The following is a 23,359-nucleotide window of genomic DNA, read 5'->3' as shown; positions in this document are numbered from 1 at the left end:
CGAGAGGAGGTGCAGCGAAGCAAACCGGAGGCGATGCCCCCCGGATGAGCCCCGCAACGAAGGAACCCGAGCCACTGCGAGGGCCGTACGCCGGGGCCAAGACCTTTGCTTCCTTTGGGGCGTTTGCCAAAGGGAGTCGCTGTAAGAGCGAAACCGCCAGCCGCAACACCCGAAGCAACGGATAAACACCCAAAACCCCAAGAACCTGGTCGGCCCAGAGGCCGCCAAGGCCAAACGCTCAAACAACATCGACCCCGACGTGAATCGCATCATGCCGCCAAAACTCCAGATCACAATCAATCAACCGCTCATGCTGATCATAATTGACCCGAGCAATCCGTAACCCCGGACTCCCGACAGACACGCGCAAAGCCGCCGCCGCATCCACCGACAACGACGTCGGCACAATCTCGAACCGCACCCGCCCATAGCGCAAATCGTAATGCCGCGCATACAACTCGGTCATCGACTGATTCAAATCAAACCCCAGAATCCCCGGAAAATACTGCGGATTCAGATAATGCTCCACATACAACACCAGCCGCCCGTCGATGCGCCGCGACCGACAAATCTGAATCACGCTCGACAAGGCAGGCAACTGCAACAACGCACACACCGCCACCGACGCCGGCTGCAACCGCGCCGAAATCACCTCGGTCGACGGCACCCGCCCCTGCGCACTGACCATCGCGTGAAAGTGGCTGCGCTGCATCAGGTTGTACGCCAGACGCGGCGGCGAAACGAACCAGCCACGGCGCTCCTCGCGATAAATCTGCCCCTGCGCCTCCAGCTGCAACAAGGCCTCACGCACCGTGATGCGCGTGGTGCCGAACAACTCACTGAGCTTGCGCTCGGCCGGCAGCTTGCTGCCCGGCGCCAACAGGCCATGATCGAGCTGCTCCTGCAGCACCTGGCCGATGGCTGTCACCGCTTTTGTTGCCTCATCGCGCATCAACGTTACCTATCTGGACTAGACCAGCACTGTTTCGGGGCAAAAACCGTACGGCCTGCAAGCCGTTTCCGTGTCTTGCAAGCCTAGGCAGTGCAGATGACCGAGAGATGACAAACCCGCCCGACGGTCGCCTTCATGACTTGCAATACATCGGCCAAGTGCCTTGTCTGCCGGGGCTTTGACCTTGGTCTACGCTTAGCGGGCAAGCGCCGAAACCGAGCAAATAAAAGGCCTGCCGGGCGACCGCCGACATCAAAGTGTCATCCAGCCCCCTTAAATTGGCTCAGGTATTGCTGACCTAGACCAACACAAACCGCAATCGCAGCGTTGAACACGACCAAGGAGCTTCGGAATGAAACAGCTTTTCCTGGCAACACTGTTAGGCTCGACCATTGCAATGTGCACCGCCGCCATGGCGGCCGACACCGATCTGAAAACCCTCGAAGCCGCTGCGAAAGCGGAAGGCGCCGTCAACAGCGTCGGCATGCCCGATGACTGGGCCAACTGGAAAGGCACCTGGGAAGACCTGGCCAAGACCTACGGCCTGAAACACATTGACACCGACATGAGCTCGGCCCAGGAAATCGCCAAGTTCGCCGCTGAAAAAGACAACGCCACCGCCGACATCGGCGACGTCGGCGCCGCCTTCGGCCCGATCGCGGTCAAGCAGGGCGTGGTGCAACCGTACAAACCGAGCACTTGGGATCAGGTGCCGGCATGGGCCAAGGACAAGGACGGCAACTGGGCATTGGCCTACACCGGCACCATCGCCTTCATTGTCAACAAGAAACTGCTGCACGGTTCCGAAGTACCGACCAAATGGGCTGACCTCAAGGGCGGCAAATACAAGGTTTCCATCGGTGACGTGAGCACCGCCGCGCAAGCCGCCAACGGCGTACTCGCCGCTGCCCTGGCCAACGGTGGCGACGAGAAAAACCTCCAACCGGCCCTGCTGCTGTTTGCAGACATCGCCAAGCAAGGTCGCCTGTCGATGGCCAACCCGACCATCGCCACCATGGAAAAAGGCGAGATCGAAGTCGGCGTGGTCTGGGACTTCAATGGTCTGAGCTACAAGGCCAAGATGGCCAACCCGGATGACTACGTGGTGCTGATCCCGTCCGACGGCTCGGTGATTTCCGGCTACACCACCATCATCAACAAGTACGCAAAAAACCCGAACGCCGCCAAGCTGACCCGCGAATACATCTTCAGCGACGCCGGCCAGACCAACCTGGCGCGCGGCAACGCCCGTCCGATCCGTGCCGAACATCTGCAACTGCCGGAAGACGTGAAGGCCAAGCTGCTGCCAAACGAGCAGTACAAGAAGGTCACGCCAATCAAGGACGCCGACGCGTGGGAAAAAACCTCCAAGGCCCTGCCGCAGAAGTGGAACGAAGAAGTCATCGTCGAGATGAAGTAATCCTGTAAATCCCACTTTCGGGATTGCCGGAGATCCCTGTGGGAGCGAGCTTGCTCGCGAATGCGGTCTTTCATTCAGCATTGATGGTGGCTGACACGACGCCTTCGCGAGCAAGCTCGCTCCCACAAGGGCTCCCGAATGAATCTGATACTTCCTGTTTTCGCGGAGTTTTTGCCCCTATGAAGCACAACGTCATCCTTGTCGTGCTCGACGGTCTCAATTACGAGGTCGCGCGGCACGCCATGGGGCATCTGCAGGCTTACGTTGGCGCAGGACGCGCCGCACTCTATCAGTTGGAGTGCGAGTTGCCGGCCCTGTCCCGACCGCTTTACGAATGCATCCTCACCGGCGTGCCGCCGATCGACAGTGGCATCGTCCACAACAACGTTGCGCGCCTGTCCAACCAGCGCAGCATCTATCACTACGCCCGCGACGCCGGCCTGAAAACCGCCGCAGCGGCCTATCACTGGGTCAGCGAGCTGTATAACCGCTCGCCGTTCGTCGTAGCCCGCGACCGGCACACCGAAAACCTGTCATTGCCGATCCAGCACGGCCACTTCTACTGGAGCGATCACTACCCGGATTCGCACCTGTTTGCCGACGCGGAAAACCTGCGCCTGCGCCATGCGCCGAACTTTCTGCTGATTCACCCGATGAACATCGACGACGCCGGCCACAAGCACGGCCTCGACTCCACGCAATACCGCAACAGCGCACGCTCGGCGGACATCATCCTCGCCGACTACCTGCAAGGCTGGCTCGATGCGGGCTATCAGGTGCTGGTCACCGCCGACCACGGCATGAACAACGACCGCTCGCACAACGGCCTGCTGCCGGAAGAACGCCAGGTGCCGCTGTTCGTTCTCGGTGACGCCTTCAGCTTCAATATTGATGCCGCGCCGAAACAAACCGAGATCTGCGGCACCGTCTGCGAACTGCTCGGCGCGCCCCACGACAAACCTGTATGCCGGGAGCTGCTCAAGTGAATGCCATGACTCGCGGTAAATGGCTGGCAGCCCTGTGCCTGGTGCCGTTCGCCCTGTTCTTTATCGTGTTCGAAATCGCCCCACTGGTCTGGGTGATGATCAACAGCCTGCAATCGGAAGAATTCGGCTGGGGCTTCGCCAACTTCAGCAAGATCTTCAGCTCGAAGTTCTATTTGCAGGCGATTCAGTACAGCCTGGAGATCAGTTTCTGGTCGAGCGTATTCGGCATCATCATCGCCGTGCTCGGTGCGTATTCGTTGCGCCGGGTCGACTCGAAACTGCGCAACTTCGTGAATGCCTTCGCCAACATGACCAGCAACTTCGCCGGCGTGCCGCTGGCCTTTGCGTTCATCATCCTGCTCGGTTTCAACGGCAGCATCACCATCATGCTCAAGCAGGCCGGGATCATTCAGGACTTCAACCTGTACTCGAAAACCGGTCTGATCATTCTCTATACCTACTTCCAGATTCCCCTCGGCGTGCTGCTGCTCTACCCGGCCTTCGACGCCTTGCGTGAAGACTGGCGCGAATCCGCTGCGCTGCTCGGCGCCAACGGCTGGCAGTTCTGGCGGCATATTGGTCTGCCGGTGCTGACCCCGGCACTGCTCGGCACTTTCGTGATCCTGCTGGCCAACGCTCTCGGCGCCTACGCCACGGTGTACGCCTTGACCACCGGTAACTTCAACGTGCTGCCGATCCGCATCGCGGCAATGGTTTCCGGGGATATTTCCCTCGATCCGAATCTGGCCAGCGCCCTGGCCGTGGTGCTGGTGGCGTTGATGACCCTCGTCACCGTCGTGCATCAATTGCTGTTGAAGAGGAGCTACCATGTCTCGCGCTGAATCCGGCCCGGCCGGCGTCTACCACCGCGTCGTGGTTTATTTGCTGTTCGCGATCCTGCTGCTGCCGCTGGTGGGTACGCTGATCTATTCGATCGCCAGCAGCTGGTCGGCGACCATCCTGCCCAGCGGCTTCACCTTCAAGTGGTACCTCCAGCTGTGGAGCGATCCACGCTTCCTGCATGCTTTCGGCCAGTCGCTGCTGGTGTGCGTGGGCGCGCTGGTGCTGTCGGTGGTGCTGATACTGCCGTTGCTGTTCGTGGTGCATTACCACTTCCCGAAACTCGATGCGCTGATGAACATCCTGATCCTGCTGCCCTTCGCGGTGCCGCCAGTGGTGTCGTCGGTAGGCCTGTTGCAACTGTACGGTTCCGGGCCGCTGGCGATGGTCGGTACGCCGTGGATCCTGATCGGTTGCTACTTCACCGTAGCGCTGCCGTTCATGTACCGGGCGATCACCAACAACCTGCAGGCGATCAACCTGCGCGACCTGATGGACGCCGCGCAACTGCTCGGCGCCAGCACCTTTCAGGCGGCGTTTCTGGTGGTACTGCCGAACCTGCGCAAAGGCCTGATGGTCGCGCTGCTGCTGTCGTTCTCGTTCCTGTTCGGGGAATTCGTGTTCGCCAACATCCTCGTCGGCACGCGCTACGAAACCCTGCAGGTGTACCTGAACAACATGCGCAACAGCAGCGGCCACTTCACCAGTGCGCTGGTGATCTCGTACTTCTTTTTCGTGCTGGTCCTGACCTGGATCGCCAACATCTTGAACAAGGACAAAAGCGAATGAGCTACGTCAGCGTCCAACACCTGCAGAAAAACTACGCGGGCACCACGGTGTTCAGCGACATCAACTGCGAAATCAACAAAGGCGAGTTCGTCACCCTGCTCGGCCCGTCCGGTTGCGGCAAGTCCACCCTGCTGCGCTGTATCGCCGGGCTGACGCCGGTGGATGGCGGCAAGATCCTGCTTGATGGCGTCGACATCGTGCCGCTGAGCCCGCAGAAACGCGGGATCGGCATGGTGTTCCAGAGCTACGCGCTGTTCCCCAACATGACCGTCGAGCAGAACGTCGCCTTCGGCCTGCGCATGCAGAAGGTCAATTCCGACGACAGCCACAAGCGCGTCGCTGAAGTGTTGAAACTGGTCGAGCTCAACGACTTCGCCAGCCGTTATCCGCATCAGCTTTCCGGCGGTCAGTGCCAGCGTGTCGCCCTCGCCCGCTCGCTGGTCACCCGCCCACGCCTGTTGTTGCTGGATGAACCGCTGTCGGCGCTGGATGCGCGAATCCGCAAACACCTGCGCGAACAGATCCGCCAGATCCAGCGCGAACTCGGCCTGACCACGATCTTCGTCACCCACGACCAGGAAGAAGCGCTGACCATGTCCGACCGGATTTTCCTGATGAACCAGGGAAAGATCGTGCAAAGCGGAGACGCCGAAACCCTCTACACCGCACCGGTCGATGTGTTCGCCGCCGGCTTCATCGGCAACTACAACCTGCTCGACGCCGACAGTGCCTCAAAGCTGTTGCAACGGCCGATCAACCACCGCATCGCCATACGCCCGGAAGCCATCGAACTGAGCCTCAATGGTGAACTCGATGTGCAGATCCGCAGCCACAGCCTGCTCGGCAACGTGATCCGCTATCGGGTCGAAGCGCGCGGTGTGGAACTGGTGGTGGACGTGCTCAACCGCTCGGCGGCGGATCTGCATCCCGACGGTCAGCGTCTGGCGCTTTCCATCGATCCGACGGCCCTGTGTGAGGTAGCCTGATGACTTTGCTGACGTTGAAGAGAGAGCTGCACTGATGGCCCTGGCAATTTTTGATCTGGACGAAACCCTGATCCACGGCGACTGCGCCACCCTCTGGAGCGAGCAGATGGGGCGCCTGGGCTGGGTCGATCCCGAGTCGTTCATGCGCAAGAACAACGAGCTGATGGACGCCTACAGCCATGGCAAATTGCGCATGGAAGAGTACATGGAATTCAGCCTCGAACCGATGATCGGGCGCACCCCGGAAGAGGTCGAACACCTGGTCGGCCCGTGGGTGGAAGACTTCATCGAACCGATCATCTTCAGCGACGCGACCAAAACCATCGCCGCCCACCGCAAGGCCGGCGACCGGATTCTGGTGATCTCGGCTTCCGGCACGCACCTGGTCAAACCGATCGCCGAGCGCCTGGGCATCGACGAAATTCTCGGCATCGAACTGGACGTTGCGCACGGCGTTTACAATGGCCAGACCGTCGGCACGCTGACCTACCGCGAAGGCAAGATCACCCGCCTGCTGGAATGGCTGGACGCCGAGGAGGAGAACCTCGAAGGCGCGAGTTTCTATTCGGATTCACGCAATGATCTGCCGTTGCTGCTGAAGGTGGATTTCCCGCATGTGGTGAATCCGGATCCGGTATTGCTGGAGCACGCCGAAAAAGCCGGCTGGCCGATTCACCTCTGGAAATAAACAAAGATCCAATGTGGAAGCTTAGCTGTGGCGAGGGAGCTTGCTCCCGCTCGGCTGCGAAGCAGTCGCAAAACCAGCCAACCGGTTTAATCTGACTCACCGCGTTGAATGATTTGGGGCCGCTTCGCGACCCAACGGGAGCAAGCTCCCTCGCCACAAGGGTTGGTGGAGGTCAGCTCAGACTGTCGTCAATCACCAACACCACCTTCCCCGAAACCGTATTGCTCGCCAGCTCGGCAAACGCCGCCTCGGCGTCTTTCACCGGGAAGGTTTTTGCCAGTTGCGGACTCAACCGCCCTTCGGCAAACAGCGGCCACACATGCTGGCTCAAGTCGCTGAGCAGATCGGCCTTGAACTGATCATCGCGACTGCGCAACGTCGAACCAAGCAACTGCACTCGCTTGGCCAGAACCTGTGCCAGGTCCAGTTTCGCCTCACGTCCGCCCATCAGGCCGATCAGTACCCAGCGTCCGTCCAGCGCCGTCAGCTTGAGGTTCAGTGCCGCATAGTTGCCGCCGACCGGATCAAGGATCACGTCAAACGGCCCGAAGTCGCGCAGACTCTCCAGGTCATCGGTGCGCACCACCCCGCCCTGGGCGCCCAGCGCTTCACAGTAGGCCAGACGCTCGGCCGAGCCAACGCTGACCCAACAAGGATTGCCGAACGCCTTGCACAGCTGAATGGCGGCTGAACCAATTCCACTCGCGCCGGCATGCAGCAGAACCTTCTCGCCGGGTTTCAGCGCCGCCAGTTGAAACACGTTGAGCCAGACCGTTGCATAAACCTCGGGTAATGCCGCGGCCTCGATCAACGAAACACCTTCGGGCACCGGCAGCACGTGCCGTCCGTCGACGACCACCTCTTCAGCCATTGCGCCCCCGGCCAGCAACGCGCAGACCCGGTCGCCGACCTGCCAGGACGAGCCGGCGCCGACTTCGCTGATCACCCCGGAGCACTCAAGACCGAGCACCTGACTGGCACCGGGCGGCGGTGGATAAAGCCCGGCTTTCTGTAATAAATCGGCGCGATTGAGGCCGGCTGCCGCCACACGAATGCGCACTTGTCCTACATCACATGCCGGACTCGGCTCTTCAACCCATGCCACTTGACCTTCAACGCCTTGCAATGCCTTCACAGTGCCTCCATAGTGAGTCTGGACTGAGCCCGAAGCTGTAGCGCCGGGCTTTTTGCATTATGCGACCGGCTCTCGTAGAACCGGCGACTTCAAAGACGGCCTAATATGCGTTATCAATTGTCCCCGCGTCGAATCAGCATGAAGCATTTGCTCCCCAGCACCGCCCTCGCTCTTTTCATCGGTATCGGCTTGTTGCCGATGTCGGGCAAAACCTTCGCAGCCAACAGCTGGGACAACTTGCAGCCTGATCGCGACGAAGTGATCGCCAGTCTCAACGTCGTCGAGTTGCTCAAGCGTCACCACTACAGCAAGCCGCCGCTCGACGATGCGCGCTCGGTGATCATCTACGACAGCTACATCAAGCTGCTGGACCCGTCGCGCAGCTATTTCATGGCCAGCGACATCGCCGAATTCGACAAGTGGAAGACCCAGTTCGACGACTTCCTCAAGAGCGGCGACCTCAACGCCGGGTTCACCATCTACAAGCGCTATCTGGACCGCGTCAAGGCGCGTCTGGACTTCGCCATTGCGGAGCTGAACAAGGGCGTCGACAAGATGGACTTCACCACCAAGGAGACCTTGCTGATTGATCGCAAGGACGCCCCTTGGCTCAAATCCACCGCTGAACTCGACGACCTGTGGCGCAAACGCGTCAAGGACGAAGTGCTGCGGCAGAAGATTGCCGGCAAGGATTCCAAGCAGATCCAGGAAACCCTGACCAAGCGCTACAAGAATCAGTTGGCGCGCCTCGATCAGACCCGCGCGGAAGACATCTTCCAGGCGTACATCAACACCTTCGCCATGTCCTACGACCCGCACACCAACTATCTGTCGCCGGATAACGCGGAGAACTTCGACATCAACATGAGCCTGTCCCTGGAGGGCATCGGCGCCGTGTTGCAGAGCGACAACGATCAAGTGAAAGTCGTGCGTCTGGTGCCGGCAGGCCCGGCCGACAAGACCAAACAGGTCGCACCGGCCGACAAGATCATCGGCGTTGCCCAGGGCAACAAAGAGATGGTCGACGTGGTGGGCTGGCGTCTGGACGAAGTGGTCAAGCTGATCCGCGGCCCGAAAGGCACCGTGGTGCGCCTGGAAGTGATTCCGGCGAGCAATGCGCCGAACGACCAGACCAGCAAGATCGTGCCGATCACTCGCGAAGCGGTGAAGCTTGAAGACCAGGCGGTGAAAAAGTCCGTGCTGAACCTGAAACAGGACGGCAAGGACTACAAGCTCGGCGTCATTGAGATCCCGGCCTTCTACCTCGACTTCAAGGCGTTCCGTGCCGGTGATCCGGATTACAAGAGCACCACCCGTGACGTCAAGAAACTGCTGACCGAACTGCAGAAAGAAAAAGTCGACGGCGTGGTCATCGACCTGCGCAACAACGGCGGCGGCTCCCTGCAGGAAGCCACCGAGCTGACAAGCCTGTTCATCGACAAGGGCCCGACCGTCCTCGTGCGTAACGCCGATGGCCGCGTCGATGTCCTCGAAGATGAAAACCCGGGCGCGTTCTACAAAGGCCCGATGGCACTGCTGGTCAACCGCCTGTCCGCGTCGGCTTCGGAGATTTTCGCTGGCGCCATGCAGGACTACCATCGCGCATTGATCATCGGTGGCCAGACCTTCGGCAAAGGCACCGTACAGACCATTCAGCCGCTGAACCATGGCGAACTGAAACTGACCCTGGCCAAGTTCTACCGGGTGTCCGGGCAGAGTACCCAGCATCAGGGCGTGCTGCCGGACATCGACTACCCGTCGATCATCGACACCAAGGAAATCGGCGAAAGTGCCCTGCCGGAAGCCATGCCGTGGGACACCATCAAGGCGGCGATCAAGCCGGCCTCCGATCCGTTCAAACCGTTCCTCGCGCAGCTCAAGTCCGAGCATGACGCACGCAGCGCCAAAGACGCCGAGTTCGTGTTCATCCGTGACAAGCTGGCCCTGGCGCAGAAGCTGATGGAAGAGAAAACCGTCAGCCTCAATGAAGCCGACCGTCGTGCCCAGCATGCGGACATCGATGCCAAGCAACTGGCCATGGAAAACATCCGTCGCAAAGCCAAAGGCGAAGAACCGCTCAAAGAACTGAAGAAAGAAGATGAAGACGCGCTGGCTGCAGCCGAGCCGGACAAGGTCAAACCAGAAGACGACGCCTACCTGAGCGAAACCGGGCGCGTCCTGCTGGATTACCTGAAGCTGAGCAATCAGGTGGCCAAGAAGTAAGATGATGGCAATTTAGTGGTGACGCTCCCCGGAGCGTCATCAAACAGTCATCATTCTGTCGTGAAATAAAGGACTGGGAGCGCCTCTTCAAGCAAGAGCGCTCCCAGTCCTTTTTTTATCGCCAGAGATTGCCATGACCACGACCGAACAGCTGAGTGCCTTGAGCTCGATCCTGACTCAAAGCGGTTTGCACAGCCTGTTCCAGCCGATCATCTGTCTCTCCGAGCGTCGCATTCTCGGCTACGAAGCCCTCACCCGAGGCCCGTCCAACAGCCCTCTGCATTCGCCTATCGCGCTGTTCGCGGTGGCGCGTCAGGCCGGCCGCTTGAGCGAATTGGAAATTGCCTGCCGCCAGTCTGCCTGCCGTCGTTTCAACGAACAGCAATTGCCGGGCAAGCTGTTCCTCAACGTCTCGCCGGAATCCCTGCTCGAAGCCGCGCACCAACCGGGGCGCACTCTACAACTGCTGCAGGACTTCGGCATTCCGCCGAGTCAGGTGGTGATCGAACTCACCGAACAGACGCCGATCGACGATTTCCAGTTGCTGCAAACCGCGCTGCATCACTATCGGGCGATGGGCTTTTCGATTGCGCTGGATGACTTGGGCGCCGGTTATTCGAGCCTGCGCCTGTGGTCGGAACTGCGCCCGGATTACGTGAAGATCGACCGGCACTTTATCGACGGCATTCATCAGGACGCGTTGAAACGAGAGTTCGTCGGCTCGATCCTGCAAATCGCCAAGGCCTCACGCGCGCAGGTGATTGCCGAGGGGATTGAGTTGCCGGAGGAACTGGCGGTGCTGACCGAGATGGGCGTCGATCTGGTGCAGGGTTACCTGCTGGGTCGTCCACAGGAGCATCCGCCGCGCGATGCCCGGGCCCTGATGCCGAAACACGACAGCAGCGCCGTGGCGTTGAATGACGAAGGCAGCGACCTCAGCGCCCTGCTCAACGATCAACCGGCGGTGCATCGCGACACACCGACCGCCACGGTGCTGGAAGCCTTCCGCCGCCAGGCCAATCTGAACTCCCTGGCAGTGCTCGACGAACAGGGCCAGCCATGCGGTATCGTCCATCGCCATTCGTTGTCCGACGCACTGCTCAAACCGTTCGCCACTGACCTGTTCGCACGCAAACCGATCAGCCGCCTGATGAACGACGACTTCCTCGCCGTGGAAATGAGCCAGTCGCTGCAACAGGTCAGCCGCCTGATCACCAGCCGCGCCCGGCAGCGCATCGAAGAAGATTTCATCATCACCCTCAACGGCGGCTATCTGGGCCTTGGCCGGGTGATCGACGTGCTCAAACTGATCACCGAACTGAAAATCCAGCAGGCGCGCTACGCCAACCCGCTGACCCTGCTGCCCGGCAACGTGCCGATCCAGCAATGCCTGACCCGCCTGCTGCAACAGGGCCGCGAATCGATCATCTGCTACGTCGACATCGACAGCTTCAAACCCTTCAACGACATCTACGGCTACGGCCGTGGCGACGAAGTCCTGCTGTGCCTGGCGCAATGCCTGAACGAACGCGTCGACCCGTCCCGCGACTTCGTCGGCCACATCGGCGGCGACGACTTCCTGCTGGTGCTCGGCCCGGAAGACTGGCGCAAACGCCTCAACCAACTGCTCGACGACTTCCAGAGCCAATGTAGGCGTTTCTATCGCCCGGAGCATCTTGAGGCTGGCTGCTTCATTGCGCCGAATCGCCAAGGCGTGCGCCAGGAATTCCCGTTGCTGTCACTATCCATCGGCGTCGTCCACCTGCACCCGGAAGCCTGCGCCGAACTGGATGCGAGTCAACTGGCGGAGATGGCTTCGCAGGCGAAACATCATGCGAAGAATGTTCCGGGGTATAGCGTGCATGTGATTGATAGTCTCACTGCTGCCGACCTTCAACTGCCGCAACTGATTAGCCAACGCTGATGCCACAGACGACATAACCACTTTCCAAATCTGAAAAAAATTGTTCAGATACAACTCCAGAACTTAAAAGAGCAACTCACTCTAATTTTTTCCACTTTGCAGCACAGCCAGCACGTGGCTTAACCATTCTTGACCGGAAGCCCACTTATTCCAATAGCAGTAGTAGCAACTGAGATCTCTCAACAAGTAATCTCTTATTGTCAGCTCATCTTTATTTTGACTTAGCAAAGACTGCAACTCCTCACAAACCAAAAGTATTATTTCCGGATCTGAGGTTTGTAAGAAGTCAGCAATAACTTTATCGGGGGTGTCGTACTCTATTAGCCAATCTTGATGAAAGTAGGCCCCAAAAAAGTCGTGAAGCTCGGGGAATTCGTGATTCATAGCTCTGGAAATCCGGTCAGCAAAAAATATCCCAAAGGGAGTGTAGGGTCTTTTTTCAGAACTAGCAGGAGCTTTAGTGCCGACTGAGGATGTGTGGCGCCATTGAGCAAGCTCACTCCCACTGGCTGGTTGAGATGATGGGTGATAGTTGTCTTTCCTTTTTTGCTATTTAAAAAATCTTGCACCTTTTGCGCATTCACCCTCAAAGCCTCTGAAACAGCAGCCTCAGCTCCGGCGCGATCGGAAAATGTGGAGGCTGCTGGAATATGTGGCTCCGCCATTAATCTTTGGGCTAATTGCGCGTCAGTTCTACCAATATGTTTGATTATTAGGTGTCCGCCCTGAGCCTCATGCGTAGCCAAGCCCCCACCTGGCACTATCTCGCTATAAGGCCCATCAGCTTGTATTGCCCCAGGACACGGTGCGCAAGCCAACCCCAACGGATCCACCCACCCCGTCGGATTCGGCACGTACTGGTATTGGTTGAGTCCACCCGCCAACTTGATCGGATCCGGCGTCAGATACCGTCCCAACCTCGGGTCGTAATACCGATGCCGGTTGTAATGCAGCCCGCTCTCCGCATCGAAATACTGCCCCTGAAAGCGCAGCTGCTGGTCGAGGTAGTCCTCGCCCGCCAGAGTGATCGCCGCGACCTTGCCGTAGGCGTCGTATTGCGCCGACCAGACGATTTCGCCGCTGTAATCGGTCAGTTCCTGCGGGGTGCCGAGGTGGTCGAGTTGGTAGTAGAACGGGCAGGCCTTTTTCGGGCCTTTGCCGTCGAGCAGCGCCAGCGGGCGGAAGGTGCCGGGTTCGTAGACGTAGCTGCGGTGGTGGGTTTTGCTGCTTTCGGCGACGAGGTGGTCGCCTTGCCAGAAGAACTCGGTGCTGATGCCGTCGACGGTTTTGCGGATGCGCCGGCCGAAGGCGTCGTATTGGTAGGACGCGGTTTGGCCGTCGGGGCGGGTCAGGCCGATCAGGCGGTGCTGGCAGTCGTAGCGGTATTCGGTGATCAGCAGTTGATCGCGGCCACGACGCTCGCGGATCAGGTTGCCGAAGGCGTCGTAGTCGTAATGCCGGTCGCCCTGCATCAGCAGGCGGTTGCCCTTGATCCGGGTGGGGCCGGGACGGTCCTGCATCAGCAGGTTGCCGGCCGGGTCGTGGGCGAAGGCTTCGGGCAGTTCGTCGCGCGAGTGGCGGACGCGAATCAGCCGGTCGAGGGCATCGTAGCCATAGGTGCGCTGACCGTGGCGGCTGTCGGCAATGTGCTCGAGGTTGCCGTTGGCGCTGTAGGCATAGTCGCGGCGATACAGCGAAGCGTGCTGATGGCCTACAGCGTGGGCCAGCAAACGGCCTTGATCGTCGTAGGCGTATTCGCTGAGCAGCAGGCCTTGTTGGCGTTGTTGTTCGCGACCCGATTGATAGACGTGGCTGGTCAGCCGCGTGCCATTAAGGTCAATGGCGGTCAGCGCGCCGCCCTTGGCGTAGTGATAGTCGAGCGTGCTGTTGTCCGGCAGACGCTGGCGCTTGAGCTGCCCGCAGGCGTCATAGGCATAACGCAAGGTGCCCCAGCCCTGATGCTCGGTGATCAGCCGGTCCTGCCGGTCGTATTCAAAGGCCAGTGGATGTTGCTGGCCGTCATCGACCCCGGTCAAACGGCCCAGGCGGTCGTAGGTGTAAGCCACCTCAACCCCGTCCGGCAGGGTTTTCAGCAGCAGACGCCCGGCCGCATCACGCGCGTAGACAGTGACCAGCGTCGAGCCGTCGTCGCCGAACTCGGTTTTTTCCAGCAGGTGCCCGTTGCGGTCGTAGGCGTACGCGGTGCGCCGGCCGTCGAAGCCGGTTTCCTGTCGGATCAATCCGGTGGGCGTGTAGTCCAGTCGGTACTTTTCCCCGGACTCGTTCTCGATTTCCGTCAGCAGCAGTTGCGCATGGTCGTAGCGATACTGCACCCGCGTGCCGTCGGGATTGATCCTGCGCGAGACCAGATGCAGGTCGTCGTCATACTCGTAACGGGTGATGCGCCCGAGCTCGTCGCGCTCGGCCGTGACCTGGCCGTACGCGCCGTAGCTGTAGGCGCGTGTGGCGCCTGTAGGCAAAGTCGTCTGAACCAGTCGGCCAATGGCATCCCACTGCTGGCGAGTGACGGCACCGTGTTCGTCGCAAGTGGTCGTCCGTCGCCCCAGCGCATCGTAGGAAAAACGCCGTACACCGCCGTCAGGCAGGGTTTCCTCGATCAGTTGGCCGAGGTCATTCCACGACAACTTCTGCCGGCTGCTGTCTGGATAGCGGATCGACAGCAACTGCCCGCGCGTGTCGTAGTAGTAATGGGTGACCTGGCCGTCAGGATCGACCGCCTCGGTGACATCCCCTTCGGCGTTGCGCCGATACGTCCAGACCGCGTCACCACGAGAACGGCTGTGCAGAAAACCGTTGCGGTACTCATAGGACGTTGGCTCATCGTCCGGCGGAAGCAGCGCGATCAGCCGTCCGACGTCGTCGTAGCGGTATTCGATGACCGCACCCAGCGGATCCTGCTCGGCGATCACCCGGCCCGCAGCGTCATAAGCCTTGAGGTGCTCACCACCATCGGCCTCGACCTTGCGCACCAGCCGTGCGCTGTCGTCGTGGACGTAGGTTTCTTCGCTGCCATCAACGTAATGCACCGTGACACGGCCGCTGTCGTCCCAGACATACCGCGTATTCATCTGCGCGAACGAGGCCCAATGGCGCACACAACGCGCGGCTTTGCCGGAACGTTCCCACTCCCAGAAAAAGCTCGCGCCGCCGCTCAGTTGCCGCTGCAGGATGACGTGCTGATCGTCGTAGTCGTAACGCTCGCTGTCCCCGATGGCGTTGGTCGCGGCCAACAATCGCTGACGGGCGTCGTAGCCATAACTGACCAGCGTTTGCTCGGTACGCCAGCCACCCGCCGCAAACACCTGGTAATCAACTGCCACCAGATGCGCCCGGTCGTAGCGCAACAGCAGCGAGCGCCCGGCCCCGTTATCCAGGCGCTGCACACGTTCGGAATGATCGCGATGCACCGTCAGACGATTGCCATACGCATCACTGACCGCCGTCAGCCGCCCGGCACGAAAGTGATAAAACCGCGCCGCCTCCCCCGCCAGCGCGAGGATCAGTTCCTCCGGTTCATCCCCGAGAAAAATCGCCGCCCGCGACAGGCTGTTGTGAATCGCTGGGCGTTCAACACTGGGCAACGGAAACCGCGTGCGGCGGTTCTCGTGATCGACCCAGACCAACGCCTCGCCATCAAACTCCAGTCGATGCGCCAGCGAATGGCTCCAGCCAAACCCCAGCCCGACATCGATCTCCACCGCGCTGGTGCGGTACAACCGGGTGAACTCGAACGGCAGCAAGCCATCGAGCGTGCCATCGGTCAGGGTCAGCAGTTCTTCGCCGGTGACCATCGACACCGGGCAACCGTTGGTGCAGGTCAGCGGCGCGCAATCGGCGCTGTCGCCGTTGGGGTTTTTCGCTTGTTCCGGCGAGTCGTCGTGATGCTCGTTTTTCTTCAGGGCGGCATTGCGCTTCGCATCCCAGCGCAACTGCATGCGGCCCTTTTTAACTCCGGCGGCAATGCCCCGCGCGGCGACGGTTTTGTACTGGTCGACGTAATGGATGAACGTGTTGACGATGCCGAACATCGCCTTGACCAGACGTTTCACAACCGTGAGCAGCTGGGCGGCGCGATCCGCCAGGCGTAGCGTCAGATAAGCGATCCCTGCGCCAGCCCCGACGAATGTCAACACAACGCCGATCAGCACATCGAGCAGCACCTGCACGATCATCATCGACGCCATTTCAGCGGTTTTGCCGGCGATCTGGCTGGGCGGCAGCATCTCCAGCCAGAGACTCGCACTGCGCAGCAGCAAACACAGCGCCGCCTCGTCGCTGACCAGCAACTGCAGCTTTTGCATGACATCCGGAGCTGATTCTGCGAGGCGGATCAGATCGGCCGCACCGCTTCCAAGGCGTTCGGCAAACGCCCCTGGATCCTGCAGAATTTCCGACAGCATGCCGAGGCTGTCCCACACCCCCTCGATCGCCGCCCAGCTCCCGGCGAGCATGCCGTTGCCCGCCGCGGTCGCCACCGACTGTGACCACTGCGGCTTGACCCCCTGCCACTCGCTGCGCAGCCAGCCTTCCAGATTGCCGGTCAAGCCGTCGTAGGACTTGAACAGCGCCTCGATCTGCTCCGAGGTAACGTCGCTGTGCACCTGCACGCGATAGAACTTGCCGGGCGTCCCGGTGAATGTTCCCCGGCCTTGCGCATCAAGTTCGACGGGGAAGATTTGGCCATCATCCACCGCAACCACATCGACCACGATGTCGCCCAGCGGAATGTCGTACACCGACTCGAATTTGCTCTCGATCGTCAGCACCCCGCTTTTCGGGCACTGCACCACGCCGGAGGCAAACTCACTGTCTCCTGTGCTGACAGCGGTGATGCGATCACCGAAACGGATGATCCGCTCCATGCCCATCAGCGACGGCAAATCCGCCGCGTGGCTGACCTGATCGGCCGCTCTGCTGAACCAGTGCTCAAGCTGCTGGCGATAGAGGCTGAGGGTGTCGGGAAAGCTGTCGAGTTCCTGCTCGATACGGCTGACGGCTTCCATCAGCGCACGCAACGATGCGGGGTGGAATGAAAAACCGGGTCAAACATGAGCGTTCCCTCGCGCAAAAATTAGGCGCGGGGACTTTGCGGGGGATCAATCAGGAAAGAAGTCAGGCGAGTAGGCTTTTGCTGTAGGACTATTCTGCAAAGGACTGATTACTACAAAACGTATGGCGATAAACGCAAACGTGGCGTGAGGTTTCCCTCACGCCACGTTTATCCAACGATACAAAATGATTTACTGGGTTTAATCCCGAGCGCTCAACTCTTTGAGTTTGAGCTCGGCCAACGGGTGGCCGGCCTTGGCGGCCAGCGTCCACCAGCGCGCCGCTTCTGCCGGATCCGGCGCTTTGCTCGGAGTACCGGCCAGGCTGATCACGCCGACCTGATAAGCTGCTTTGCCATCGCCGGCGAGCGCCGCCAGACGCAACAGTCGCACACCCTCTTCGCGGGCGCCCAGGCCAACACCGCGAAACGTCAGAATGTGCCCATAAAAGCTTTGCGCGCCGACATCGCCCAGATTGGCCATGCGCGCAAACTGCCCTTCGAGCCAGCGCCAGCCTCTGGGTTGGCGGACGAACCACGACCAGTGAAACAGCCTGCGGGCCAACCAGTAACTGGCCGACGCCTTGAGTCGAAAGAACACTCAGGCCTCCGCCGATTCCGGGTACTCGTATTCGAAAACCCTGACCACTTCCGACGCATGCCAAGAGGCAGCCGCAACGCCATCGGATGGCCCGGAGAAACGTCCCAGACGTTCAACGCATTCAAAAAAACCGGTTCGTGGCAAACGGCTGGCCCCTTGGCTGATCACCAGCGAACTGCGCAATGGCTGCTCGGCCTTGGCGTCGAGTGCGGCCAGATGCTCAAGTGCCGCGGTCAGCGTCTGCATCGCCGGCGTCGGCAGTTGCAAACGTTCGAGCAAGGCTCGATAGGTCAACAGATGGCGCTGCCTGCGCGCCTGATCCAGCTCCCCCAGCAATCCGTCCCAATGTTGACGACTGATGCGTACGCTCACGATTCATCCCTCCAACCCGGCACCGTCAGTTCCCAGGCCAGGCTGCGGCGAATCGCGGCGTCAGGTTGACGCTCGCCGCTTTCGATCATGGCCAGATAAGACGGGCTGATGCCTACCGTGCGGGCCAGCGCCTCGATGGCGATGCCCTTCCCTTCGCGCAGACTGCGTAGTTGATCCAGACCTGGAAGAATCGGGTCTGGCGCTGCGGCGGCCGGCGCTGGCGCCTGCTGCTGCGGTATGTCGTTGATGCCTGCTGCTTTCAATAGAGCCTGATACTGGCCCCATGGCAGAACCGCGTATTCGGGTTCGCCATCGCGTGCAATTATCTGAATATCCATGACTACCCCGTAGGACAACAACACTTAGCGAGTCGGCACTTTTCCCTAGAAGTGTAATCCTAACAGCGGCCAAGGTCGCGGGGGGTATCAATCTGCCTGCAGGCGAGGCGAATCAGGTTTTTTTCGGACCCTGCAGTTGAAGTTGCTCGGGGGTATCGGGCAAACGCTCGACCACTGCGAGTTTTTCCGGCTGTTGTCGATTGCGCCAGAGCCGGAAGGCAGCGAGTTCGTCGTCGAGGGTTTTCATCAGCCAGGCGAGAACAGCAATGTCATCGAGCATGCCGAATACCGGGATGAAATCCGGGATCGCGTCCACCGGGCTGAGGAAATACATCAACCCTGCCACCACCGAAACGATGGCTTTCGGACTGATCGCCCGGTACTCGCCGCGCCAGTAAGCCAGACACAATGCCTGGAGCAAGCGCAGATCATCCTTGAGCTTGCCCAGGCGATTACCTTGCGCAGCGCCCTTGCTCGCCACGGCGAACAGCAGAGTCGGCAGGCGGCCACGGGCCAGCAGGCGTCCCGCCAGAGGCAGAAACCGGGCGAAATTCCACGGCGCTTTCATCTATTTCTCCCGTTGAAATGTTATCCACACAAATTGTGGATAACCTTGTGAACAGAGCTGCATTTCAGCGCTGAGAGCCCCGTTTCATAAGGGCTTCGCTCAGATCGGGCGTTTTTTACTCACATAAAAAATCCCAATATTTCATTGACTTGGCGGCTCAGGACGTCTACCCACAGCGGCCTCAATCTCTAGGACTGCTGTCAGCGGCATCCGTTCGCTCTGTTTACCTGCGCCATCCTTCAGATGCAACAACGCCCCGCATAAGCGAGGCGTTGTTGGCGAAGCCGTTACCGATGCCTGTTACTTGGCAGCGGCGTCTTCTTTGGCTGGATCCTTGATGGCCAGCAGTTCAAGGTCGAAGACCAGAACCGAGTTGGCCGGGATTGCCGGGCTTGGCGATTGCGCGCCGTAGGCCAGATCGCTAGGGATGTACAGTTTGTACTTCTCGCCAACGTGCATCAGTTGCAGACCTTCAACCCATCCCGGGATCACACCGCTGACCGGCAGATCGATCGGGCTGCCACGTTCCACGGAGCTGTCGAACACGGTGCCGTTGGTCAGCTTGCCGGTGTAGTGAACAGTCACGACGTCGGTAGGCTTGGGCTGTGGGCCGTCGGCTTTCTTGACCACTTCGTACTGCAGACCGGAAGCGGTGGTGGTGACACCAGGCTTCTTGCCGTTTTCTTCGAGGAATTTCTTGCCGGCGGCTGCCGACTCTTCGCTCATCTTGGCCATGCGCTCTTCAGCACGCTTTTGCAGAGCGGCGAAGGCTTCGACCAGTTCTTCGTCTTTCAGCTTCTGTTCTTTCTTGCCGACGGCATCTTCGATGCCCTGGGCTACCGCTTTGGAGTCCAGATCATCCATGCCTTCCTGAGCAAGGCTCTTGCCCATGTTCAGGCCGATACCGTAGGAAGCTTTTTGCGCCGGGGTTTTCAGCTCTACGCTGGTCTGCGAATCACAACCCGCGAGGACCAGGCTAACCAGGGCTACCGCCGCCGCCAACCGATGCTGTTTCATGCTATTTCCTTGTTCATGCGCCGAAAGGGCAATCGAGTAAAGCCGCGAGCTTATCAGGCCGCCACGACCAATGGCTACCGGCATGAGAGCAGGAAACGTCCGATAAGTTCAGGGATTAAAACGCATTCGAGCAAAGCGACGATGAAGCTTCTGTCATCTTGGCCTGACAAGGACTGACGAGACTTCCTACGACAGTTGGCGTAATGGCCACTTGCCGCACCTGCAGCAGCTGAGGCATAACAGCGCAACAACTCGACAAGGATGTTTATCTTGCGCCTCTTATTCCGTGTGCTAACTCTGATCGTGGTACTGCTGGGCCTGGTCCTGACCGTCATTCTGTACTACGTCGCCAACCCGAAACTGCCCTTCTATACCCCGGCCCAACAGGTGCATTACCTGCAACAGTGGAGTGAGGAGGAGCGCCAGACTTACTATTTCACCCCGCAAGGGACGCAGGTCAAAGGCCTGCGCTATGAATGGTTCCAGGCGCTGGAGCTGCCCTTCTCGCAGCAACGTTTCGCGTCCCCGGAATACCTCGCACGCTTCGGTTTTCTGGTTGATCCGCAGCAGAAAGCCACGCCGAACAATCCGGGCAATCTGCCGGTCGGTTTCGCGCGCCATCAGAACCCCGGCGGTACCGAGCAATACCTCGATATCACCTGCGCCGCCTGCCACACCGGCGAACTGCGCTTCAACGGCCAGGCCGTGCGGATCGACGGCGGATCGGCGCAACATGTCTTGCCTTCCAGCGTTCCTACATTGCGTGGTGGCAGTTTCGGACAGGCATTGGTCGCCAGTCTGGCCTCGACTTACTACAACCCATGGAAATTCGAACGCTTCGCCAGAAATGTTCTGGGCGATGACTACGAGCTGCGCCGCGAGCAACTGCGCAAAGACTTCAAGCAATCGCTGAACACCTTCCTCAAAGTCGCCTGGAACGATACCCATCGCGGCCTCTACCCGACCGAGGAAGGCCCTGGACGCACCGATGCGTTCGGCCGCATTGCCAACGCCACCTTCGGCGACGCAATTTCCCCCGCCAACTACCGCGTGGCGAACGCCCCGGTCGACTACCCGCAACTGTGGGACATGTGGACCTTCGACTGGGTGCAGTGGAACGGCTCGGCCCAGCAACCGATGGCGCGCAACATCGGTGAGGCATTGGGCGTCGGCGCCACGCTGAATTTCTTCGACAGCAACGGCCAGCCGCTGCAAGGCGATGCGCGTTATGCCTCAAGCGTCCGCGTACGCGATCTGCACACAATCGAGGAAACCCTGCAACGCCTGCAACCACCAGCCTGGCCGGAAGATGTCCTGGGTGCCATCGACAAACCGTTGGCCGCCAAGGGCCGCACGCTGTTTGCCGAGAACTGCGCCGGTTGCCACGTGCCGCGCAAGACTCAAGAGGGCGAGCGCTGGGTGCAGCACTTGCACATGTTGCCGGTGGAGGTGATCGGCACCGACCCGAATGCCGCGACCAACATTGCCACTCACCGTTTCGACCTGACGCCGCTGCAATGGGACCCGAAAGAACTTGAGCAAATGGATGTGAAGTTGCATCCGACGCCCACCGAACCACTGGACCTGAGCCAGCTATCGGTGGCCAAGGGCCTGGCCTACGTCACCGCATTCGTCGAGAAGCGCGCCTATCGCGAGGCCGGCGTCACCGCTGAGGAAAAGCCACAACTCGACGGCTTCGGCCTGCCGATCGGTGTGCGTGAAAAGGTTGCCTACAAGGCCAGACCACTGGCCGGTGCCTGGGCCACCGCGCCGTTTCTGCACAACGGTTCGGTGCCAAGCCTTTATCAGTTGCTGTCGCCGCAGGATGAGCGCGCGACGACTTTCTATAAGGGTTCGTTCGAGTATGACCCGCGACATCTGGGTTATCGCACCGAAGCCTTCACCAACGGCTTTTTGTTCGATACGCGTATCACCGGCAACCACAACAGCGGCCACGAATTCCGCGCAGGCGAGCGTGGCAATGGGGTCATCGGCCGCCTGCTGCAACCCGAAGAACGCTGGGCCTTGCTGGAGTACATGAAAGTCCTGGGCGGGCCGTTGGAGGCGCAACTGCCATGATGATCAACTCGTACAAAAAACCCTCCCTTCTCGCCCGCATCTGGCTGTGGCTGGGACGACTGCTGGGCAAAACCCTGCTGGCCCTGCTGATTGTCGGCCTGCTGGGCTGGGCGATCGCGAGCGCGTGGTTCATCTGGCAACACAGAGGTCCGGTGTCGGCGCAGGAACAGATTCCCGCCGGTGAAGCGGCCATGACCCAGGACGTGATCCAGACTGCCGTGCGCATCGTCGACCAGCACCGCGAAGGCACGCGCTATCTGCGCGATGCGCATGCCAAGGCCCATGGTTGCGTGAAAGCTGAAGTGACGGTGCTGCCGGAACTGACACCAGCGCTGCGCCAAGGTGTTTTCACCGAACCAGACAAAACCTGGCAGGCGTTGATTCGCTTGTCCAATGGCAACGCCTACCCGCAGTTCGACAGCATCCGCGACGCCCGGGGGATGGCAATCAAGCTGCTCGATGTCCCCGGCAAGCAGCTGCTCGACGACCGTCAGGTGCGCCGTGAACAAGACTTTGTGATGTTCAGCCACCCGAACTTCTTCGTCAGCGATGTCGCCGAGTACCGTCAGAATGTGGCGGCTCAGGCTGACGGCAAAAAAATCAGGGCGTTTTTCCCCGGTTGGGATCCGCGCACCTGGCAGATTCGCCACTTGTTCATCGCCCTAGCAACACTGTCGCCGCCACCGGACAGCCCGACCGCGACCACCTACTTTTCGGTATCGCCTTACAAATTTGGCGAGGCCAATGCCAAGTTTCGCGTTGCGCCGGATCCGGACAACTGCCCGACCTACACCCTGCCCGCGCAAAATCACAACCTGCCGAATTTCCTGCGCAGCGCCTTGAACCAACAACTGTCGACAGATCGGGTGCCAGCATGTTTCGTGCTGCAGATTCAGCGCCAGGACGCGAACAAGTACATGCCCATTGAGGACACCAGCATCGAGTGGCGCGAGCAGGATTCAGCGTTCGAAACAGTGGCACGGATCACCCTGCCGGCGCAGGACTTCGACACGCCAGCGCTGAATCTGGCATGCGACAACCTGTCGTTCAATCCGTGGTTTGGTATCGAGGCGCATCGGCCGATTGGCGGGATCAATCGCTTGCGTAAAGCGGTGTATGAGGCGGTGAGCGATTATCGGCACAGTCGCAATGCCGAATAGTGAGAATTCCTCTGTAGGAGCTGTCGAGTGAAACGAGGCTGCGATCTTTTGATCTCTAAAAGCAAGATCAAAAGATCGCAGCGTGCCGCAGCTCCTACAGAGGAGATCGAGTGATTTCACAAATCGCAGACAGCAAAAAGCCCGCACTTGGCGGGCTTTCTGTGGTGACCTGGCGTTCAGTGGGTCCAGGTAACCGAATATGGCGCAGCGGAC

The 23,359-nt window shown here is 60.0% G+C and carries 19 protein-coding genes; 10 read left to right on the top strand and 9 right to left on the bottom strand.

Going from position 1 to position 23,359, the window contains the following annotated elements; all coding sequences use genetic code 11:
* Positions 1-238: 238 nt before the first annotated feature.
* A complete protein-coding gene (locus OC71_RS17735; RefSeq protein ID WP_007965348.1) occupies positions 239-952 on the bottom strand; it encodes a UTRA domain-containing protein in 714 nt (237 codons plus the stop codon).
* A 352-nt stretch (positions 953-1,304) separates the two neighbouring features.
* Here OC71_RS17735 and OC71_RS17730 point away from each other — a divergent pair, with 352 nt between their 5' ends.
* The 6 genes from OC71_RS17730 to OC71_RS17705 all read left to right on the top strand — a co-directional run bounded on the left by OC71_RS17730 (position 1,305) and on the right by OC71_RS17705 (position 6,661).
* Positions 1,305-2,372 (top strand): ABC transporter substrate-binding protein, encoded by a 1,068-nt coding sequence (locus OC71_RS17730; RefSeq protein ID WP_041071914.1) that lies wholly within the window; start codon positions 1,305-1,307, stop codon positions 2,370-2,372.
* A gap of 179 nt (positions 2,373-2,551) precedes the next feature.
* Positions 2,552-3,358: an alkaline phosphatase family protein gene (locus OC71_RS17725; protein ID WP_041071912.1), complete on the top strand. Its 807-nt coding sequence runs from the start codon at positions 2,552-2,554 to the stop codon at positions 3,356-3,358.
* Between the two features lie 5 nt (positions 3,359-3,363).
* Positions 3,364-4,200 carry an ABC transporter permease subunit gene (locus tag OC71_RS17720; RefSeq protein WP_161794911.1) on the top strand — a complete coding sequence of 279 codons (837 nt, stop codon included), beginning with the start codon at positions 3,364-3,366 and terminating at the stop codon, positions 4,198-4,200.
* The gene (locus OC71_RS17715) at positions 4,187-4,987 is read left to right on the top strand and encodes an ABC transporter permease (RefSeq protein ID WP_007965346.1); all 801 of its coding nucleotides are present in this window, start codon (positions 4,187-4,189) and stop codon (positions 4,985-4,987) included. Before OC71_RS17720 ends, OC71_RS17715 begins: the two co-directional genes overlap by 14 nt.
* Complete coding sequence (locus OC71_RS17710) at positions 4,984-5,973, top strand: ABC transporter ATP-binding protein (protein ID WP_041071908.1); 990 nt, start codon at positions 4,984-4,986, stop codon at positions 5,971-5,973. Before OC71_RS17715 ends, OC71_RS17710 begins: the two co-directional genes overlap by 4 nt.
* 34 nt (positions 5,974-6,007) lie before the next feature.
* Positions 6,008-6,661 (top strand): HAD family phosphatase, encoded by a 654-nt coding sequence (locus OC71_RS17705; RefSeq protein WP_041071906.1) that lies wholly within the window; start codon positions 6,008-6,010, stop codon positions 6,659-6,661.
* A 172-nt stretch (positions 6,662-6,833) separates the two neighbouring features.
* Here the strand turns inward: OC71_RS17705 and OC71_RS17700 are convergent, their stop codons facing one another.
* The gene (locus OC71_RS17700) at positions 6,834-7,796 is read right to left on the bottom strand and encodes a zinc-binding dehydrogenase (RefSeq protein WP_041071904.1); all 963 of its coding nucleotides are present in this window, start codon (positions 7,794-7,796) and stop codon (positions 6,834-6,836) included.
* Between the two features lie 138 nt (positions 7,797-7,934).
* Here OC71_RS17700 and OC71_RS17695 point away from each other — a divergent pair, with 138 nt between their 5' ends.
* Both OC71_RS17695 and OC71_RS17690 read left to right on the top strand, forming a co-directional pair.
* A complete protein-coding gene (locus OC71_RS17695; RefSeq protein WP_161794910.1) occupies positions 7,935-10,019 on the top strand; it encodes a carboxy terminal-processing peptidase in 2,085 nt (694 codons plus the stop codon).
* Between the two features lie 133 nt (positions 10,020-10,152).
* Complete coding sequence (locus OC71_RS17690) at positions 10,153-11,943, top strand: bifunctional diguanylate cyclase/phosphodiesterase (protein WP_041071900.1); 1,791 nt, start codon at positions 10,153-10,155, stop codon at positions 11,941-11,943.
* An 81-nt stretch (positions 11,944-12,024) separates the two neighbouring features.
* Here OC71_RS17690 and OC71_RS17685 read toward each other — a convergent pair whose 3' ends face one another.
* From OC71_RS17685 to OC71_RS17655, 7 genes are all read right to left on the bottom strand, one after another.
* Positions 12,025-12,327: a contact-dependent growth inhibition system immunity protein gene (locus OC71_RS17685; RefSeq protein ID WP_041071898.1), complete on the bottom strand. Its 303-nt coding sequence runs from the start codon at positions 12,325-12,327 to the stop codon at positions 12,025-12,027.
* Entirely contained in the window at positions 12,324-16,967 is a 4,644-nt protein-coding gene (locus OC71_RS17680; protein ID WP_041071896.1) for an RHS repeat-associated core domain-containing protein, read from the bottom strand. Before OC71_RS17680 ends, OC71_RS17685 begins: the two co-directional genes overlap by 4 nt.
* 246 nt (positions 16,968-17,213) lie before the next feature.
* Positions 17,214-17,612, bottom strand: a complete 399-nt coding sequence (locus tag OC71_RS17675) for a sel1 repeat family protein (RefSeq protein ID WP_041071894.1) — start codon at positions 17,610-17,612, stop codon at positions 17,214-17,216.
* Entirely contained in the window at positions 17,613-17,984 is a 372-nt protein-coding gene (locus tag OC71_RS17670; RefSeq protein ID WP_003223109.1) for a hypothetical protein, read from the bottom strand.
* Positions 17,981-18,322: a helix-turn-helix domain-containing protein gene (locus OC71_RS17665; protein WP_041071888.1), complete on the bottom strand. Its 342-nt coding sequence runs from the start codon at positions 18,320-18,322 to the stop codon at positions 17,981-17,983. The genes OC71_RS17670 and OC71_RS17665 overlap by 4 nt, the downstream gene beginning before the upstream one ends.
* 112 nt (positions 18,323-18,434) lie before the next feature.
* The gene (locus OC71_RS17660) at positions 18,435-18,890 is read right to left on the bottom strand and encodes a YkvA family protein (protein WP_041071886.1); all 456 of its coding nucleotides are present in this window, start codon (positions 18,888-18,890) and stop codon (positions 18,435-18,437) included.
* Between the two features lie 300 nt (positions 18,891-19,190).
* Positions 19,191-19,907 carry an FKBP-type peptidyl-prolyl cis-trans isomerase gene (locus OC71_RS17655; protein ID WP_007966725.1) on the bottom strand — a complete coding sequence of 239 codons (717 nt, stop codon included), beginning with the start codon at positions 19,905-19,907 and terminating at the stop codon, positions 19,191-19,193.
* A gap of 270 nt (positions 19,908-20,177) precedes the next feature.
* On the opposite strand from OC71_RS17655, the gene OC71_RS17650 reads away from it, so the two are divergent.
* A complete protein-coding gene (locus OC71_RS17650; protein WP_041071884.1) occupies positions 20,178-21,986 on the top strand; it encodes a di-heme-cytochrome C peroxidase in 1,809 nt (602 codons plus the stop codon).
* Positions 21,983-23,146, top strand: coding sequence for a catalase family protein (locus tag OC71_RS17645; protein ID WP_041071882.1), 1,164 nt, complete (start codon positions 21,983-21,985; stop codon positions 23,144-23,146). The genes OC71_RS17650 and OC71_RS17645 overlap by 4 nt, the downstream gene beginning before the upstream one ends.
* Positions 23,147-23,359 lie beyond the last annotated feature (213 nt).

The sequence above is a fragment of the Pseudomonas sp. W15Feb9B genome (assembly GCF_000828175.1).
Classification (GTDB): domain Bacteria; phylum Pseudomonadota; class Gammaproteobacteria; order Pseudomonadales; family Pseudomonadaceae; genus Aquipseudomonas; species Aquipseudomonas parakoreensis.
Note: the sequence above shows the minus strand (reverse complement) of the source record. Positions and strands in the feature narration are given on the sequence as shown.

What these genes read in the sequence shown, in the direction of transcription:
- OC71_RS17735 (WP_007965348.1), bottom strand. Translation starts at nt 952, where the DNA reads ATGCGCGATGAGGCAACAAAAGCGGTGACAGCCATCGGCCAGGTGCTG.
- OC71_RS17730 (WP_041071914.1), top strand. Translation starts at nt 1,305, where the DNA reads ATGAAACAGCTTTTCCTGGCAACACTGTTAGGCTCGACCATTGCAATG.
- OC71_RS17725 (WP_041071912.1), top strand. Translation starts at nt 2,552, where the DNA reads ATGAAGCACAACGTCATCCTTGTCGTGCTCGACGGTCTCAATTACGAG.
- OC71_RS17720 (WP_161794911.1), top strand. Translation starts at nt 3,364, where the DNA reads ATGACTCGCGGTAAATGGCTGGCAGCCCTGTGCCTGGTGCCGTTCGCC.
- OC71_RS17715 (WP_007965346.1), top strand. Translation starts at nt 4,187, where the DNA reads ATGTCTCGCGCTGAATCCGGCCCGGCCGGCGTCTACCACCGCGTCGTG.
- OC71_RS17710 (WP_041071908.1), top strand. Translation starts at nt 4,984, where the DNA reads ATGAGCTACGTCAGCGTCCAACACCTGCAGAAAAACTACGCGGGCACC.
- OC71_RS17705 (WP_041071906.1), top strand. Translation starts at nt 6,008, where the DNA reads ATGGCCCTGGCAATTTTTGATCTGGACGAAACCCTGATCCACGGCGAC.
- OC71_RS17695 (WP_161794910.1), top strand. Translation starts at nt 7,935, where the DNA reads ATGAAGCATTTGCTCCCCAGCACCGCCCTCGCTCTTTTCATCGGTATC.
- OC71_RS17690 (WP_041071900.1), top strand. Translation starts at nt 10,153, where the DNA reads ATGACCACGACCGAACAGCTGAGTGCCTTGAGCTCGATCCTGACTCAA.
- OC71_RS17685 (WP_041071898.1), bottom strand. Translation starts at nt 12,327, where the DNA reads ATGAATCACGAATTCCCCGAGCTTCACGACTTTTTTGGGGCCTACTTT.
- OC71_RS17680 (WP_041071896.1), bottom strand. Translation starts at nt 16,967, where the DNA reads ATGGAAGCCGTCAGCCGTATCGAGCAGGAACTCGACAGCTTTCCCGAC.
- OC71_RS17665 (WP_041071888.1), bottom strand. Translation starts at nt 18,322, where the DNA reads ATGGATATTCAGATAATTGCACGCGATGGCGAACCCGAATACGCGGTT.
- OC71_RS17660 (WP_041071886.1), bottom strand. Translation starts at nt 18,890, where the DNA reads ATGAAAGCGCCGTGGAATTTCGCCCGGTTTCTGCCTCTGGCGGGACGC.
- OC71_RS17655 (WP_007966725.1), bottom strand. Translation starts at nt 19,907, where the DNA reads ATGAAACAGCATCGGTTGGCGGCGGCGGTAGCCCTGGTTAGCCTGGTC.
- OC71_RS17645 (WP_041071882.1), top strand. Translation starts at nt 21,983, where the DNA reads ATGATGATCAACTCGTACAAAAAACCCTCCCTTCTCGCCCGCATCTGG.